Annotated in this window: 17 protein-coding genes; 8 read left to right on the top strand and 9 right to left on the bottom strand. The window is 71.4% G+C overall.

Going from position 1 to position 15,270, the window contains the following annotated elements:
- Positions 1-55: 55 nt before the first annotated feature.
- Positions 56-1,846 carry a DEAD/DEAH box helicase gene (locus tag IEZ08_RS12305; protein ID WP_084780697.1) on the bottom strand — a complete coding sequence of 597 codons (1,791 nt, stop codon included), beginning with the start codon at positions 1,844-1,846 and terminating at the stop codon, positions 56-58.
- A 669-nt stretch (positions 1,847-2,515) separates the two neighbouring features.
- On the opposite strand from IEZ08_RS12305, the gene IEZ08_RS12300 reads away from it, so the two are divergent.
- Entirely contained in the window at positions 2,516-3,166 is a 651-nt protein-coding gene (locus IEZ08_RS12300) for a ferritin-like fold-containing protein (protein WP_068926964.1), read from the top strand.
- A gap of 429 nt (positions 3,167-3,595) precedes the next feature.
- On the opposite strand, the gene IEZ08_RS12295 is transcribed toward IEZ08_RS12300, so the two are convergent.
- The 3 genes from IEZ08_RS12295 to IEZ08_RS12285 all read right to left on the bottom strand — a co-directional run bounded on the left by IEZ08_RS12295 (position 3,596) and on the right by IEZ08_RS12285 (position 4,875).
- Complete coding sequence (locus tag IEZ08_RS12295; protein ID WP_068926962.1) at positions 3,596-3,826, bottom strand: DUF3107 domain-containing protein; 231 nt, start codon at positions 3,824-3,826, stop codon at positions 3,596-3,598.
- Positions 3,827-3,944: 118 nt separating this feature from the next.
- Positions 3,945-4,565 carry a TetR/AcrR family transcriptional regulator gene (locus IEZ08_RS12290; protein WP_084780696.1) on the bottom strand — a complete coding sequence of 207 codons (621 nt, stop codon included), beginning with the start codon at positions 4,563-4,565 and terminating at the stop codon, positions 3,945-3,947.
- 76 nt (positions 4,566-4,641) lie between these two features.
- Entirely contained in the window at positions 4,642-4,875 is a 234-nt protein-coding gene (locus tag IEZ08_RS12285; RefSeq protein WP_068929174.1) for an Rv3202a family protein, read from the bottom strand.
- A 211-nt stretch (positions 4,876-5,086) separates the two neighbouring features.
- Between IEZ08_RS12285 and ku the strand changes: the two genes are divergently transcribed.
- Positions 5,087-5,908, top strand: coding sequence for a non-homologous end joining protein Ku (gene ku / locus IEZ08_RS12280; RefSeq protein WP_189242166.1), 822 nt, complete (start codon positions 5,087-5,089; stop codon positions 5,906-5,908).
- Between the two features lie 230 nt (positions 5,909-6,138).
- Here ku and IEZ08_RS12275 read toward each other — a convergent pair whose 3' ends face one another.
- The 3 genes from IEZ08_RS12275 to IEZ08_RS12265 all read right to left on the bottom strand — a co-directional run bounded on the left by IEZ08_RS12275 (position 6,139) and on the right by IEZ08_RS12265 (position 7,574).
- Positions 6,139-6,492: an SH3 domain-containing protein gene (locus tag IEZ08_RS12275; RefSeq protein ID WP_068926956.1), complete on the bottom strand. Its 354-nt coding sequence runs from the start codon at positions 6,490-6,492 to the stop codon at positions 6,139-6,141.
- Positions 6,493-6,697: 205 nt separating this feature from the next.
- On the bottom strand, positions 6,698-7,021 hold the full coding sequence (locus IEZ08_RS12270; protein ID WP_141704245.1) for a hypothetical protein: 324 nt from the start codon (positions 7,019-7,021) through the stop codon (positions 6,698-6,700).
- Positions 7,022-7,238: 217 nt separating this feature from the next.
- Positions 7,239-7,574, bottom strand: a complete 336-nt coding sequence (locus tag IEZ08_RS12265) for a hypothetical protein (RefSeq protein WP_068926952.1) — start codon at positions 7,572-7,574, stop codon at positions 7,239-7,241.
- A gap of 158 nt (positions 7,575-7,732) precedes the next feature.
- On the opposite strand from IEZ08_RS12265, the gene IEZ08_RS12260 reads away from it, so the two are divergent.
- Entirely contained in the window at positions 7,733-8,644 is a 912-nt protein-coding gene (locus tag IEZ08_RS12260) for an alpha/beta fold hydrolase (protein ID WP_068926950.1), read from the top strand.
- A 73-nt stretch (positions 8,645-8,717) separates the two neighbouring features.
- The gene (gene moeZ, locus IEZ08_RS12255) at positions 8,718-9,899 is read left to right on the top strand and encodes an adenylyltransferase/sulfurtransferase MoeZ (RefSeq protein WP_068926948.1); all 1,182 of its coding nucleotides are present in this window, start codon (positions 8,718-8,720) and stop codon (positions 9,897-9,899) included.
- 72 nt (positions 9,900-9,971) lie between these two features.
- Here the strand turns inward: moeZ and IEZ08_RS12250 are convergent, their stop codons facing one another.
- Positions 9,972-10,274 (bottom strand): transcriptional regulator, encoded by a 303-nt coding sequence (locus IEZ08_RS12250; protein WP_068926946.1) that lies wholly within the window; start codon positions 10,272-10,274, stop codon positions 9,972-9,974.
- Complete coding sequence (locus tag IEZ08_RS12245) at positions 10,274-10,768, bottom strand: hypothetical protein (protein ID WP_068926944.1); 495 nt, start codon at positions 10,766-10,768, stop codon at positions 10,274-10,276. The genes IEZ08_RS12250 and IEZ08_RS12245 overlap by 1 nt, the downstream gene beginning before the upstream one ends.
- A gap of 129 nt (positions 10,769-10,897) precedes the next feature.
- Here IEZ08_RS12245 and IEZ08_RS12240 point away from each other — a divergent pair, with 129 nt between their 5' ends.
- The 4 genes from IEZ08_RS12240 to IEZ08_RS12225 all read left to right on the top strand — a co-directional run bounded on the left by IEZ08_RS12240 (position 10,898) and on the right by IEZ08_RS12225 (position 15,196).
- Positions 10,898-11,632 carry a hypothetical protein gene (locus tag IEZ08_RS12240; protein WP_229803065.1) on the top strand — a complete coding sequence of 245 codons (735 nt, stop codon included), beginning with the start codon at positions 10,898-10,900 and terminating at the stop codon, positions 11,630-11,632.
- On the top strand, positions 11,626-12,855 hold the full coding sequence (locus IEZ08_RS12235) for a S8 family serine peptidase (RefSeq protein WP_229803064.1): 1,230 nt from the start codon (positions 11,626-11,628) through the stop codon (positions 12,853-12,855). Before IEZ08_RS12240 ends, IEZ08_RS12235 begins: the two co-directional genes overlap by 7 nt.
- A gap of 206 nt (positions 12,856-13,061) precedes the next feature.
- Positions 13,062-13,991 carry a hypothetical protein gene (locus IEZ08_RS12230; RefSeq protein WP_229803063.1) on the top strand — a complete coding sequence of 310 codons (930 nt, stop codon included), beginning with the start codon at positions 13,062-13,064 and terminating at the stop codon, positions 13,989-13,991.
- Positions 13,985-15,196, top strand: coding sequence for a S8 family serine peptidase (locus tag IEZ08_RS12225; protein ID WP_068926938.1), 1,212 nt, complete (start codon positions 13,985-13,987; stop codon positions 15,194-15,196). The genes IEZ08_RS12230 and IEZ08_RS12225 overlap by 7 nt, the downstream gene beginning before the upstream one ends.
- Positions 15,197-15,270: the final 74 nt, after the last annotated feature.

Raw genomic sequence — 15,270 nt, 5'->3', positions numbered from 1 at the left:
CCGCGGGGTGCGTCCCTTCCGTACCGTGCTCCTCCGCGTCACCGCGGCCGTCGTCCTACGACTGGCCGCCGCGGCGCGGTCCCCGCTGGCCCCCGCCGCTCCTGGGCTGGCTGCGGCGGCGGCTCTGGGCGCGCTCGGAGGCCGCCGAGGGGGCGATCTCGTCGTCGTCCGTCGCCAGGTCCGGGGACTGGAAGATCACCATGAACGGGCTGGCCGGGATGATCTTCTCGGGCTGGGGCCGGGGCGCGGGCTCCACCGGCGCGTCGTCCGGGAACGGAACCTCCAGACCCGGGAGCTCGGGGGTCGTCTCGGCCACCGGCTCGCCGAGGCTGACCTCAGGGTTGAGACCGGCCTTGCGAGTACGGCCGCGCCGGGGCGCGGGCTGGTCGTTACGCGGTGCCACGTCCGCCTCCACCGGGCGTTCGACGACAGGGCTCTGGACTTCCGCGGCGGGCGCCGGGGCCGTGTCGGCGACGCGGTCGCGGCGGCGCTCCGGCCGGACGGCCTCGACGATCTCCTCGGCCTCCTCGGCCAAGGGGGCCTCGGCGGCCTCCGGGACGACCTCGGCGGCACTCCGCCCGCCGCGGGTGCGGCGACGCTCGCGAGGAGTGCGGGCGGGGCGCTCGCGGCGCTCCTCCCGTTCCTCGTCCCGCCCCTTGCGGGGACCGCGCGAACGGATCCGGCCCGTCTCCCCCAAGTCCTCGATCTCCTCGGCGGCCAGGCCCGCCCGGGACCGGTTGGCGCGCGGCAGCACGCCCTTGGTGCCCTCGGGAATGCCCAGGTCGCTGAAGACGTGCGGGGAGGTCGAGTAGGTCTCGACGGGGTCGGCGAAAGCGAGCGAGAGCGCGTTGTTGATGACCTTCCAGCGGGTGAGCTCCTCCCACTCCACGAAGGTCACCGCGACGCCCGTACGGCCCGCGCGGCCGGTGCGGCCGATACGGTGCACGTAGGTCTTCTCGTCCTGCGGGCAGTCGTAGTTGACGACGTGGGTGACGTCGTCGATGTCGATGCCGCGCGCCGCGACGTCGGTCGCGACGAGCACGTCGATCTTGCCGTTGCGGAAGGCGCGCAGCGCCTGCTCGCGCTGGCCCTGGCCGAGGTCTCCGTGGACGGCCGCAGCCGCGAAACCGCGGTCCTTGAGCTCCTCCACGACCTTGTCGCAGGCGCGCTTGGTCTCGCAGAAGACCATCGTGAGCCCGCGGCCCTCGCACTGCAGGAGGCGGGCCACGATCTCGATCTTGTCCATCCGGTGCGTGCGCCAGACGAACTGCGTGGTCTGCGGGGTCGCCTCGGCCTCGGCGTCGTTGGTCTCGGCCCGCACGTGGGTGGGGCGGTTGAGGTAACGCCGGGACAGCCCGACGATCTCGCCCGGCAGGGTCGCGGAGAACAGCATGGTCTGCCGCTCGTCCGGGACGAGCTTGATGATCCGCTCGATGTCGGGCAGGAAGCCCAGGTCGAGCATGCGGTCGGCCTCGTCCAGCACGAGCACGTTGATCTGGCTGAGGTCGAGGTGCTTCTGCTTGACCAGGTCGAGCAGCCGGCCGGGGGTGCCGACGATGACGTCGACGCCCTGCTTGAGCGCCTCGATCTGGGGCTCGTAGGCGCGCCCGCCGTACACCGTGAGGATGCGGGAACCGAGCTTGCCTGCGGCCGTGACCAGGTCCTCGGTGACCTGGAGGGCCAGCTCGCGGGTCGGCACCACGACCAGCCCGCGCGGCTTCTTCCGGTTCTTCCTGGGCTTACCGACACGCTGGAGCATGGCCACGCCGAAGGCGTAGGTCTTGCCGGTGCCGGTACGCGCCTGGCCGATGATGTCCTGGCCGCTGAGGGCCAGGGGGAGTGCCATCTCCTGAATCGGGAACGGCGTGGTGATGCCCTCGGTCTCGAGAGCATCGGCGATCTCTGGGGTGACTCCGAGGTCTCGGAAGGTCGTCAGCTTGGCCTGCCTAAAATCTCCGTTGAAGGCAGTCCTGCCGGGACCACGGGCTGAAAAGTCTCCCCGTGCCGGGTCCTCTCGGAAGGGCCAGCCCTCTCATTTCATCAACGACCGCTGCGGCGTCACGCCGACTTCGGGGGGCGTCCGGGAGCGGGATCCCCCGGATTAACACAGTGCGGTCGCACTTTCACTGAGCAGTGTACCCGATACCACAACGGAGAACCGATTTCTCGGTATTCCCAATGAATGGGCGAGTCGTCTGTGTTGATGGCCGTGTCCATGGCGACGCTGGCGCGTCGCGGCTCGGGGGCTGGTAACCGGCTCCCTCCGTCGTCACGTCCTCGCTCGTTCCTCGCTGCGGGCGTTCCTCCGTTGGTTCACCGGCGCCCCCTCGCGTGTCCATGGCGACGCTGGCGCGTCGCGGCTCGGGGGCTGGTAACCGGCTCCCTCCGTCGTCACGTCCTCGCTCGTTCCTCGCTGCGGGCGCTCCTCCGTTGGTTCACCGGCGCCCCCTCGCGGGTTGACGATGACGCTGCGCTCGGGCTCCCTCGTGGGTGGCCTGGCTCGTAAGCTGCCTTCATGAGTGGTTCATCTTCCGGCGTCGCCGACCTCCTCGGTGTCCTCGCCTATGCCGAGCTGACCGCCTTCCTCCAGTTGGCGGAGGACGCCGCCCGTCACGCGCCCACGCTCAACGACCGGGCCGCCCTCGGCGACCTCGCGGCGACGGAGTACACGCACTTCCGACTCCTCCGCGACCGGCTCGCCGCGCTCGGCGTGGACCCGGAGGAGGCGATGGCGCCGTTCGTGAAGCCGCTGGACGACTGGCACGAGCAGACCAGGCCGGGGGACTGGCTGGAGGCCCTCGTCAAGGCGTACGTCGGCACCGGGATCGCGCTCGACTTCTATCGTGAGGCGGCGGCCCACGTGGACGAGGAGACCCGGCAGCTGGTCGAGGAGGTGCTCGCCGACGAAGGACGCTCCGAGTTCGCGGTGGAGCGGGTCGGCGCGGCGCTCAAGGAGGATCCGAAGCTGAGCGGCCGGCTGGCGCTGTGGGCCAGGCGGATGGTCGGCGAGGCGCTGAGCCAGGGGCAGCACGTGGCCGCCGCCCGGCCGGAGCTGGCGACGCTGCTGGTGAACACCGCGGGGGAGGACATCACCCGGATGTTCACCCGCCTGACCGAGGCGCACGGCAAGCGGATGGAGGCCCTGGGCCTGACCCCGGGCCCCTGATCGTCGGCGCGTGCCGGGAAACGCGTCCCGAACCGGTCTGCTGATCGGGCGGCGTGGAGGCGCCAAAGGGCTGTACCGTGCGAGACATGAGGGCCTCGCGCCGCTACGGCAGTTCCTTGACGAGATGTGGGCCGAATCGCTGGGTCACACGCGCGGTGTTGCGGAGGGGGAGCGCGGACTGCCCGGCCACCGATCAAGGACGGGATGCCGCCGTCCGTCATGTCCGCCGCCCACGCGGGTGCGGGTTCGCCGGGCGGGAGGAGTGCCCGGGCGGCTGAACCCGGCTGCCGCCCCCGGATCCGGAGGGGTGTTTCTCGGGTCCTGTCCACGGCGAAGTTCCACAGGACGCCCCTTCAGGGATGCCCTGTGGACCTTCGTCATGGAGGACTCACGGGACACCCCTTGTCAGGCAGGACGCCGGAGGGGCGGCTACAGCGTGCCGCCGAAGCCGACCGGCCGGGCCTCCTCTTCGCCGATCTCGATGAAGCCGAGGGAGGCCATCGGGACGAGGATCCTGCGGCCCTTGACGTCGGTGATGGCGAAGATGCCGCGATCAGCGGAGAGCGCCTTGCCCAGCTCCTGCTCCACCTGCTCGGCCGTGAGGTCGGACTCCACCACGAGCTCGCGGTGCACGGAACGCACCCCGATCTTGATTTCCATACTGTCCCCTTTCGACGAGGGCTGCCCGTCCATCGTCGCTCCATCGGGGATCCGACGCGCCGGTTGATCGCGTCAAGCGAACAGCGCCGTGGCGTGCCCGTACCGTCAGAAGTAACGATCAGCTCGTACGGGGGAACCCCGAGATTCCGCGCCAGGCAAGGCGTGCCATGAGCTGGGTGGCGGCGTCCTTGGGGATGGAGCCGGTGCTGCTGATCCAGTAGCGGGCGCTGACCTCGGCCATGCCGACCAGGCCGACGCCGAGCAGGCGGGCCTCGTCGCTGGAGCAGCCGGTGTCCTCCTGGATGACCTGACTGATCATCTCGGCGCTCTCCCGCAGGTTGCGCTCGATGCGCTGGCGGACCTGGGCGACGTTGCGCAGGTCGGACTCGAAGACGAGCCGGAACGCCTCGCCCTGGCCGGAGACGAAGTCGAAGAAGGCGCCGATGGCCGCCTGGACGCGCTGCTTGTTGTCGGTGGTGGAGGCGAGGGCGTCGCGGCAGCGGGCGATCATGTCGTCCACGTGCAGGTCGAGCAGGGCCAGGTAAAGCTCCTGCTTGCCGGGGAAGTGCTGGTAGAGCACCGGCTTGCTGACCCCGGCCCGCTCGGCGATCTCGTCCATCGCGGCCGCGTGGTAGCCGTTCTCCACGAACACTTCCTGCGCCGCGCTGAGCAGCTGGCGGCGGCGGGCCATCCGGGGTAGCCGGGTGCCCCGGGGCTTGGCGTCCGGGGTAGCGGTCACGGCGGTCTCCTTGCGGGATGCTCTATGAGTGCCCGGCACTCTATGTCTCGGGTCATCCTACGCGCGGGTAACCAGGTCAGCGATAGTCGTCCTCGTCGAGCTCGACCTCCCGGCTCTGGTCGGTGGCGTCGGCGGGATCGGCGTCGAACGGGATCCGGTCGGGCCAGGAGGTGTTCCCGGGGCGCACGCCGCGGTGCTGTTCGGCCGCGTCGGCCTCGGGGGTCTCGACGTCGATCTCCCCGGCGAACTCGTCGGCAGGGTTGTCGTCGATCTCTTCGAGGGTGCCGTCGTTCACGTCCATCTCCGACATCGGCCCGTCCTTCCGTCCCTTCACGAACACTGGACGTCACCCAGCGTACGTTGTCGGCCCCCGCCCGATCGAACAGGGCCGGGGCATCGGATCTTCTGTGGCGGGTATGTGCCCCGCCGGTGAGTGTTTACCTCCATCTGGCGACATTTACGAACATGTGCGCGAAAATTAATGGGAAAACTTCAGAGGCAGCCGAGACCGGGGAGGCGCCATGCGGAGCATCTGGAACGGCGCGGTGTCATTCGGGCTCGTCACGATTCCGATCAAGTTGTACACCGCGACGGAACAGCGCAACGTCGCCTTCCACCAGGTGCACCGGGAGGACGGCGGCCGGGTGAGGTTCCGCCGGGTCTGCGAGGTCTGCGGGGAGGAAGTGCCCTTCGCCCACGTCGCCAAGGGCTACGAGCTGCCCGCCGGGGAGATGGTGGTGCTCGGCCCGGACGACCTTGAGGACCTGCCGCTGACGACCGCGCACCGGATCGAGGTGCTCCAGTTCAGCCCGGCCGACCAGATCGACCCGATCCTGTTTAACAAGTCCTACTACGTGGAGCCCGACTCCATGGGGGTCAAGCCGTACGTGCTGCTCCGCGACGCGCTTGAGCGCTCCGGGCGGGTGGCGATCGCCAAGGTGGCGCTCCGGCAGCGCGAGTCGCTCGCGGCCCTGCGCGTCCGGGACGGCGTGCTCGTGCTGGAGACCATGCTCTGGCCCGACGAGGTGCGCGAGGCGGCGTTCGAGTTCCTGGAGGAGAGCGTGGAGATCCGGGCGCAGGAGTCGAGGATGGCCGCCTCGCTCATCGAGAGCATGAGTGAGGACTTCGACCCGGCCGCGTACCGGGACGCCTACCGGGAGGCGCTGCAGGAGGTCATCGAGGCGAAGGTGGCGGGTCACGAGGTCGTACGGCCGGCGGCCCCGGTCGCGGAGGGCGGTCCGTCGGCGGACCTGATGGCCGTGTTGCGGGCCAGTGTGGACGCCGCGAAGCGGGATCGGCGGACATCTGAGCGCAAGCCGCGCAAGGCCCCCAAGTCGGCTTGAGGAGGGAGCGTCCCCTGGCCTGAACGGGGAACGTCCCTGAGCCTGAGCGGGGAGTGTCCCGGGGCCTGAGGGGGTGTCCGTGAGCTTGAGGGGGGCGGGGAGCGTGCCCGTGCGGAGCGTCCGGCCGCGGCCGGAGTGCGCGGGTCGGGGAAGGCGGGGCCGGGTGTGCTCGTGCCGTGGGCCCTCGCGGGCGCCACGGCACGGGATCACCTGATGGACAAGGTGATCTTTTAGGGTTCGAACTGGAACTTCCGGCCCTTGTTCAGGTAGTACTTGTGGGAGAAGCCCGGCCGCCCGGCGTTGCCGACCACCGACCGCCAGTTCTCCGTGGCGCGCCTGCACGCCCCCACGGTCGTCTGACCCGGGTAGAGAACGTCGATGACCTTGTACTTCCTGCCGTTGGCCTTGATACCCGGACCCCTGCGCACGTTGAGGTAGCTGCCGCTCGAGACGTTGCGCACCTTGTAGAAGCAGGCGGTCTCGGCGCTGGCCGGAGCCGCGGTGGCGGCGCTGAGGGCGATCAGGCCACCGCCACCGGCGACGATCGTCGCCGCGAGGGCGCTTGCGAGGCGCTGGAACTTCATTTCAGTCACTTCCTTGCAGTCGATTCGGACTAGCTCATCGCCTTAATCGGACATATAGCCATACAAAGGGCATATGCGATTCTTTGGAGGCGGAAGTTGTCGGACGCGTCTTTCCCCAGGGCTCATGTGTTCGCCAATGGATGTGGCATGCCGAGCCCACCGTGTGAGAGTCGTGTCACCGGCCGTCCGAGGGCCGCTCGGGCTGTCAGGACAGCCGTGAGAGCTTCTTCAGGTAACGCTTGTGGGAGTAGCCGCTGACGCCCTTCCTGCCGACGACGCCGCGGAAGTTCTTGCTCTGGAGGGCGCACTTGCCGAACGTGATCTGACTGGGCAGGAGAGAGTCGACGACGGTGCCGTACGCCCGCGGGATGTCGCGCACGGCGAGGACGCTGCCGGCGGGGACGTTGCGCACCCGGTAGGCGCAGGTCGCGGCCTCCGCGGCGGTCGCGGTGGCGGCGCTGAGGGCGATCGTTCCGCCGCCCGCGACGGCCGCGGCGACCATGACGCCAGCGAGTCGTTTAAAGATCATTAGTCACTCCTTCTCTCTCGATGCGGTGACTACGGCCTTGATGTCCGGATTCGTGATACAAAAACGAGCACTTAGCGTCATATACCAAATGCATAGCGTTAATAGGCGTGCCCTTTTCACTTTTTCGGACAAAAGGGACATGCCGTGGAGTCTGATCGGACTCCACGGCATGAACGGGCCGAGATGCGATGCAGGGTGTGACTGCCTGGCTATGTGGCTAAATGCCGAAATCCTCGGTTGTGCCGAGCTTCTGTAGGTTTTTCTGCCTCGTGTATCCCTTGGTGAGGTCGCGCGTGCCCACGACCCGGTGCCAGTTCTTCTCCTGGCCGTACCGGCGGCAACTGCCCAGGGTCCGGTCGCCCCTGCGGAGCCGGTCGACCACCTTCCCCTTCTTCGCGGGCTTGGACTTCACCGGCGCGCGGTGCTTGACCAGGAACACGCAGCCCAGCCCGGCGGCCTCGGCCGGACTCGCCAGGGCGGCGCCCGTCACGACCGTGCCGCCGGCGGCGACGGCCGTCGTGGCGAGCGCGGCGGCGAAGCGCTTGAGTCGCATGGTGGAGCTCCTTCTCGACGAGGTGTCTGCTCCGTCCTGGATGTCACCGTTCGGCGAGCAATGGGCGGCGACGCTCGGTTCTATGCCGAACGCTTAGGTTCTCCAGCATCGCTCTTGTGGAATAACGTCGGGACGGAGAGTGAACGTCAGGAGGACACGTGGGGGACAATCCGATCCCGTGCTGGCCGGGAGAGCTGGTCGAGCTGGGAGACCGCCGCGTCCATGTGCGCTCGACGCCGCGCGGCCCGGCCGAGACGGCGGTCTACGTGCACGGGCTCGCGGGCTCGGCCACCAACTGGACCGACCTGATGGGCGAGCTGTCGGACGTGACGACCGGGTACGCGGTCGATCTGCCCGGCGCGGGGCACTCCCCGGAGCCGCCCGACGGCGACTACTCCATCGCCGCCCACGCCCGGACCGTGGCGGCGCTCGTGGAGAAGGTCGCCGACCGGCCCGTCCACCTGTTCGGCAACTCCCTGGGCGGCGCGGTCGCGGTGCGGCTCGCCGCCACCCGGCCCGAGCTGGTCCGCTCGCTCACCCTGGTCTCCCCGGCCCTGCCCGACCTGACGCCGAGGTACGGCCCGGCGCGGGTGGCCCTGTCGGCGGTGCCCGGCCTCGGGGAGTGGGCCTTCGACCGCCTGCGCCTGCTGCCCGCCGAGCGCAGGCTCAACGCCACGATGAGCCTGTGCTACGCCGACGTCGGCCGGGTCCACCCGGAGCGGCTGCGGGAGGCGGTGGAGGAACTGCGCCGCCGGGACGCCCTGCCGTACGCGGGGTCGGCACTGCTCAACTCGGCGCGCGGGCTCGTCGCCGAGTACCTCCGGCGCGGAGAGGACAGCCTCTGGCGGCAGGCGGCCCGGATCCAGGCGCCCACGCTGGTGATCCACGGCCGCCGTGACCGGCTCGTCAACCACCGCATGGCGGCCCGGGCGGGGCGGACGTTCCCGCACGTGCGGCTGGTGCTGCTGCCCGACGCCGGGCACGTGGCGCAGATGGAGCTGCCCAAGCGGGTGGCCCGCGAGGCACGGCGTCTGATATCTGAGACGGCGCCGGTCACGATTGGGGAATGACGGCGGCCCCCGGCTAGGTTGTGAGTGGTGCGCTAGCCGCACCACTCACGACCCCTGAAACGGGAGCAGAACTGTGTCGTTGCCACCGCTGGTAGAGCCGGCAGCCGAGCTGACCGTCGACGAGGTGCGCCGTTACTCGCGCCACCTGATCATCCCCGATGTCGGCATGGCCGGCCAGAAGCGCCTGAAGAACGCCAAGGTGCTCTGTGTGGGCGCCGGCGGTCTGGGTTCCCCCGCCCTGCTGTACCTGGCGGCCGCGGGCGTGGGCACCCTGGGCGTGATCGACTTCGACGTCGTCGACGAGTCCAACCTGCAGCGCCAGGTCATCCACGGTCAGTCCGACGTCGGCCGCCCCAAGGCGGAGAGCGCCGCGGCCTCGGTCCGGGAGATCAACCCCCTGATCGACGTGGTGGTCCACAACGAGATCCTGACGACCGAGAACGTCATGGAGATCTTCGCCCAGTACGACCTGATCGTCGACGGCACCGACAACTTCGCCACCCGCTACATGGTGAACGACGCGGCGGTCCTGCTCGGCAAGCCGTACGTCTGGGGCTCGATCTACCGCTTCGACGGCCAGGCCAGCGTCTTCTGGGCCGAGCACGGCCCCTGCTACCGCTGCCTCTACCCGGAGCCCCCGCCCCCCGGCATGGTCCCGTCCTGCGCCGAGGGCGGCGTGCTCGGCGTGCTGTGCGCGTCGATCGGCTCGATCCAGGTCAACGAGGCCATCAAGTTGCTCACCGGCATCGGCGAGCCGCTGGTCGGCCGTCTGATGATCTATGACGCCCTGGAGATGAACTACCGCTCGGTCAAGGTCCGCAAGGACCCCGAGTGCGTGCTCTGCGGCAAGAACCCGACGGTCACCCAGCTCCTGGAGGACTACGAGGCGTTCTGCGGCGCGGTCTCCGCCGAGGCCCAGGAGGCGGTCTCCGGCTCCACGATCACCGCGACCGAGCTCAAGTCCTGGCAGGACCGGGGCGAGAACATCTACGTGGTCGACGTCCGCGAGCCGAACGAGTATGAGATCGTCTCCATCCCCGGTGCGGTGCTCATCCCCAAGGGTGAGTTCCTCAACGGCTCTGCGCTGGAGAAGCTCCCGCAGGACAAGAAGATCGTGCTGCACTGCAAGTCCGGCGTCCGGTCCGCCGAGTGCCTGGCGATCGTCAAGAACGCCGGCTTCTCCGACGCGGTCCACGTGGGCGGCGGCGTGCTGAGCTGGATCAAGACGATCGACCCGAGCCTGCCGACCTACTGACCCGCCCGCCGGTCCGCCCGGTTCTCCGTACGGCCGACGCCCCGTGGAGCCCTCCGCTCCGCGGGGCGTCGTTCATTCCGGGGTGAGGGTGAGCCCGGAGCGGGCGACGATGGCCTGCAGGGCCGCCACGTGGGCGAGGTAGGCCCTGCGCCCCTGATCGGAGAGCTTGAGCCAGGTCCGGGGCCGCTTGCCGACGTATCCCTTGCGGATCTTGACGTATCCCGCGGTCTCCAGGGCGCTCGCGTGCTTGGAGAGCACCGAGTCGCTCACCCCGACCTGGTCGCGGACGAACCCGAACTCGGCCTCCTCCGCCGCCGCCAGGAGGGCGACGATCTGCAGGCGCACGGGGGCGTGGATGACCGGGTCGAGCTCCATCACGCTCCCCTCTCGATCTTGGCCGCGTTGCGGCGGGAGATCCAGCGGGCGAGGAGCGGACCGGTGAGCCCCATGACCGCGGTCATCGCCAGACCGGCCCAGGCCGCGGCGAACGGCACCTCCCGGAAGGCGAGGAACAGGGCGAACGCCACGGTGAGGCCGGCGATCGCGAAGACCCAGACGAAGTAGCCGACGAGCCCCGCGGCGTCGGTGACGCTCTTGTGGGCGCGCATGCTGCCGCCGCGGCTGAGCGCGATGGAGCAGCCGGCGATCCCGGCGACCGCCAGCAGGATCCCGGCGACCCTCAGCGGGACCGGGGTGGCCGGATCGGAGGAGGCCAGGATGCAGGTGACGGACAGGCCGATGCCGACGACGAACCAGGCGGGGAACCAGGGCGTGGAGCGCACGGCCCTGGCCTGCGTGGCGCGGATCCCGGACAGGGTGCGGGCGGCCTCCTCGGGGGAGATGTGGGCGTCGTGAGGGGTGGTGTTCACGGGGGCTCCTCTCATCTACTTTCCATCAAGGAAAGTACTTTCTCCTTTCCGATTTGGCAAGTACTTTCCTGGGTCCGGATAAAGGCGGAACGGGGGGTAGCATCCACCGCCCCGGATTAAGGTCGGGGCGTGAACGACGTGCCAGGCCGCCGCCGGCGGGTGTGGCCGGCGCTGGTCGCGGCCTCGGTGCTCACCTTGGCCTGCGCGGGTGTGGCCGGGGTCGCCGCGGGGGTCGCGGGGGCCGAGCTCACCCGCGGTCCCAGCGCGGCGGAGCTGCGCAGGGCGGCCGCCGAGGAGGTGGCCCGCCGCTGGCGGGCGTGGCCGGCGGGACGCGTCTTCCCCGAGACGGTGCGCTACGCCGCCGAGCAGGGCGGCATGGAGCAGGCCCGGCGAGTGGGCATCTCGCCGCGGACCGCCTGCGACCGGGCCGTGGACGCCGCGCTGAGGGAACCTCTGCGGCGGGCGGGCTGCCGGGCGATCCTGCGCGCGACCTATCTCGACGCGCTGCAGGGCGTGGTCATCACCGTCGGCGTCGCGGCGTTCCCGGACGAGGCGGGCGGTGCTGCGGCCATGTCCGCGCTGCCCCGGGGCGGGCGTCCCGCGCCGGGGCTGAGGGCGTTGTCCTTCCCCGGCACGGTCGTCGACCGCTTCACCGCGGCGGGCCGGCAGACGAGCCTGGCGCGCAAGAGCGGGCCGTACCTGGTCATGGTGACCGCCGGCCAGGTCGACGGCCGTCCGGCGAAGGCCGCCGGGGAGCAGCGGCCGACCATGTTCGCCTTCGCGGGCGACATCGCCGACCGGATCCTCGCGGGCCTGACGGCTCCGCTCCCGCCCGACTGCGCCTCGCGGGAGTGGCGGTGTTGAGCCGGGCGGTGCTGCGCCGGACGGTGCTGGGCCGGGCGGTGCCGTCCCTCCTGCTGGGCGCGGCGCTGCTGGGCACGGCTCCCGCGGTTCCGGCCGCCCACGCCGACGAGGTGCGCGACGGCCAGCAGGCGGTGCTGCGGACCCTGGGGCTGCCCCAGGCGTGGCGGATCTCGCGAGGCGAGGGCGTGACCGTGGCGGTACTGGACTCCGGGGTGGATCCGGGCCACCGCGACCTGGCCGGGTCGGTGACCGAGGGAAAGGACTTCACGGCGGGCGCCAACCCGCCGGGTACGGAGCCCCTGCGCCTGCACGGCACCTACATGGCCTCGCTCATCGCCGGGCACGGCCACGGCGAGGGCGGACGGGACGGGGTGATCGGGGTCGCGCCCCGCGCGAGGGTGTTGTCGGTGCGGGTGATCCTGGAGGACGAGGAGGCCGGTTTCCAGGAGTTCAACACCGCCGAGCGGTTCGAGAACGTGGTGGCCAGGGGCATCAGGTACGCAGTGGACCAGGGCGCCGACGTGATCAACATGTCGATCTCCAAGGAACTGGCGACCCGGGAGGAGCGGGCGGCGATCCGCTACGCGATATCCAAGGGGGTGGTGCTCGTCGCGGCCGCGGGCAACGACGGGGAGGGCAGGCGGCGCGGGCACGCCCCCTACTCCTATCCGGCGGCCTTCCCGGGAGTGGTCTCGGTGGCGGCGACGGACCGGGGGCTGCGCCGGGCGTCGTTCTCCAACGCCAATCCCTCGGTGCTGGTGGCCGCGCCCGGGGTGGACATCCTCGGCGCGGGTCCCGGCGACGAGTACTGGGTCGGTCGCGGCACCTCGCAGGCGGCCGCGCTGGTCTCCGGGGTAGCTGCCCTGATAAAGGCGAAATATCCGAAAATGACGTCCGCGCTGGTCGTCCAGGCGCTGACCGCCGGGGCGACGCGGCGGCCCGCCGGCGGCTACGACACCGGTACGGGCTTCGGCGTGGTCAACGCCGGCCGGGCGCTGGCCGAGGCCGCCAGGATCGCCGGCCACACCCACACCGCCGAGGGCCGAGGCGTCCAGGACCCCGCCAGGCCGCTGGGGCAGGCCGGCGAGCCGGTGCGGATGATCCACCGGGACCGCGACAGGATCACCTTCTACGGAGGGATGGCTCTGGCCGCCGGACTCGGGGCCCTGGCGTCCCTGGCGGCGGTCGTGCTGGTCGCCGTCCGGACGCGGACGGCGATCTAACGGGACGGGATAGCGGAAAGTAAGGCAACGGACACGTTCCGGCGCTGTGGTGGCGCGGTCCGGCGACGTAGCATCGAAGTATGTCGCAACCGGGGAGGTCCCAGGAGCCACGACGGCGTCTTGAGCCCTCCTCGTCGCATGCCCGCGGCGGTGGCTGGCCGCCCGCCGGATCCCGCGCCCTGAGGGGCGGGAGGAGACGCGACGCGGTGCGGCGGGACGGGTCTCAGGAGCCGCCGGGAGAGAGCCCGGGCTCGGGGGCGGCCGGTTCGAGCACGCCGGGCGGCGGGGCCGGCGGCGGGACGGCGGGCCGTCCGCCCGCGGCGCCCGTGACCAGGCGGCGGGTCCGTCCCTGGCCCGCGGCGGCACGGGACCGGCTGGCCGCCGAGCGCGCCGAGGCGGCCGCGCTCGAACGGGGGGTCCGCTACCGTACGGCCTTCCTCCTGCTGACCGGGATCATCCTGGCCGTCGCCACGACCGCCGTGCTCTCCGGCGCGGTCGGGCTGCTGCGCGAGACCGCCTCCCGCCCGCTGACCGCCGAGGAGCAGAACCGCTACGTCCAGCAGGACGTCGCCAGGCGCTGGCGCACCTGGCCCACGACCCTGGTCTTCCCACAGGAGCTGGAGTACGTCGGCCTCACCCGGACCCGGCAGTACGCCCAGCGGATCGGCATCGCACCCGAGGTGCCGTGCCGGGCCGGCACGGACGCCGCGGTCGGGTCGGTCCTCATCGAGAACGGCTGCCGCACCCTGCTGCGGGCCACCTACGTGGACGAGACGTCCACCTTCGTGGTCACCGTGGGCGTCGCGGTCATGGAGGACGCGGAGAAGCGGCGGGCCGCGGCCGGGCAGCTCGCGGTGGACGACCGGGTGGGGGTCCGGCCGGTCGCCTTCCCCGGGACCGCCAGTGAGCTGTTCGGCGCCGCCCAGCGCCAGCGCAACGCCTGGGTCGGGGTGGGGCCGTACATCGTCTTCTCCACCGCCGGCTACGCCGACGGCCGTACCCGCGCGGCGGTCGCGCCCGAGGAGATCACGCACAGCGAGCTGTGGCCGACGGCCCAGTCGGTGGCCGGGCGCATCGCCCACGCCCTGGGCGCCGAGCCCGCCGTGCCGCGCTGCACCCAGGGGAACGTGTGCTGAGGCGGGGGCGGGGGCGGTTCCGGGCGACGGTCGCGCTCGCCGCGATCTCGACGGCGCTGTGCGCGGCCGTGGCCGCCCCGGCCGGCGCCGCCGACATCCGCGAGGACCAGCGATGGGTGCTGGAGGCGCTGAACGCGCCCGAGGCGTGGCGGGTCACCAAGGGCGCCGGGGTCACCGTCGCCCTGGTGGACGACGGGGTCGACGACGACGTCGCCGAGCTGCGCGGCAAGGTCACCGTCGGGCCCGACATGGGGTCCGCCGACGCCGGGCGGGAGAGCACCGCCGGCCAGCACGGCACCGCGATGGCCGCGCTCATCGCGGGGGCCGGCAAGGGGGACGGCGGCCTGCTCGGGATCGCGCCGGAGGCGCGGATCCTGTCGCTGCCGCTGAGGTTCGCCGAGGACTACGAGGACGGCGTGATCCCCCCGGAGAGCGAGCAGCGCACGCGCAGGGAGAGCCCGGTGGCCCGGGCGATCGACCACGCCGTCGACAACGGGGCCCAGGTGATCAGCATGTCCCTGGGCGCCTACGGCCCGAACCGGGCCGAGCGTGAGGCCGTCTCCCGCGCGCTCGCCAAGGGCGTGGTGCTGGTCGCGGCGGCGGGCAACGGCGGCGAGAGCGAGTACGCCGTCACCAACGCCACCTCCTTCTGGAACTTCCCCGCCGGGTACTCCGGGGTCATCGGCGTGGGGGCGTCCGATCGCGAGGGCAGGCCCGCCCCGTTCAGCAGCGACAACCTGTCGGTCCTGGTCTCGGCGCCCGGGGTGGACGTCCCGGTGGTGCTCCCCGGCGGGGGGTACGGGCTGTCGGACGGGACGAGCTCGGCGACCGCGCTCGTGGCGGGCGTCGCCGCACTCATCAAAGCGAAATATCCGGATATTCCGCCACATCTGGTCTCGCGGGCCCTCACCTCCACCGCCCGGCTCACCCCCGTGGACGGATACGACGACCACATCGGCTTCGGCGTGGTGGACGCCGCGGCGGCGCTCGGCAGGGCGGGGGAGCTGCTGGCCGCCGCGGCCCCGGTCCCGGTGGCCGAGGGCCGCCGGTTCGGCGGGGGACCGCTGCCCGAGGAGCCGGACCGGCCCGGTCCCGAACCGGTCCGCCTGTGGCTGTACGGCGCCGGTCTGGCCGCGGGCGTGCTCGCGTTCACCGGGACCGTGGTGGTCCTCACCCGGAAAGCCGGATCCGGGAACCGTCTTTGACGCGGTTCGACTGCGTTTTGGACACTGTTCGGACGCGGTCCGGCCGATGTCGCCTTTCCCGGTCCGGACGGTGG

It is taken from the genome of Planobispora rosea (assembly GCF_014648175.1).
Lineage (GTDB): Bacteria > Actinomycetota > Actinomycetes > Streptosporangiales > Streptosporangiaceae > Planobispora > Planobispora rosea.
The sequence above is the reverse complement of the archived record's forward strand: the minus strand, read 5'-3'. Positions and strand labels throughout refer to the sequence as shown.

Coding starts and splice junctions, on each gene's coding strand:
- IEZ08_RS12305 (WP_084780697.1), bottom strand. CDS start 1,846: ATGGCACTCCCCCTGGCCCTCAGCGGCCAGGACATCATCGGCCAGGCG.
- IEZ08_RS12300 (WP_068926964.1), top strand. CDS start 2,516: ATGAGTGGTTCATCTTCCGGCGTCGCCGACCTCCTCGGTGTCCTCGCC.
- IEZ08_RS12295 (WP_068926962.1), bottom strand. CDS start 3,826: ATGGAAATCAAGATCGGGGTGCGTTCCGTGCACCGCGAGCTCGTGGTG.
- IEZ08_RS12285 (WP_068929174.1), bottom strand. CDS start 4,875: ATGTCGGAGATGGACGTGAACGACGGCACCCTCGAAGAGATCGACGAC.
- ku (WP_189242166.1), top strand. CDS start 5,087: ATGCGGAGCATCTGGAACGGCGCGGTGTCATTCGGGCTCGTCACGATT.
- IEZ08_RS12275 (WP_068926956.1), bottom strand. CDS start 6,492: ATGAAGTTCCAGCGCCTCGCAAGCGCCCTCGCGGCGACGATCGTCGCC.
- IEZ08_RS12270 (WP_141704245.1), bottom strand. CDS start 7,021: ATGATCTTTAAACGACTCGCTGGCGTCATGGTCGCCGCGGCCGTCGCG.
- IEZ08_RS12265 (WP_068926952.1), bottom strand. CDS start 7,574: ATGCGACTCAAGCGCTTCGCCGCCGCGCTCGCCACGACGGCCGTCGCC.
- IEZ08_RS12250 (WP_068926946.1), bottom strand. CDS start 10,274: ATGGAGCTCGACCCGGTCATCCACGCCCCCGTGCGCCTGCAGATCGTC.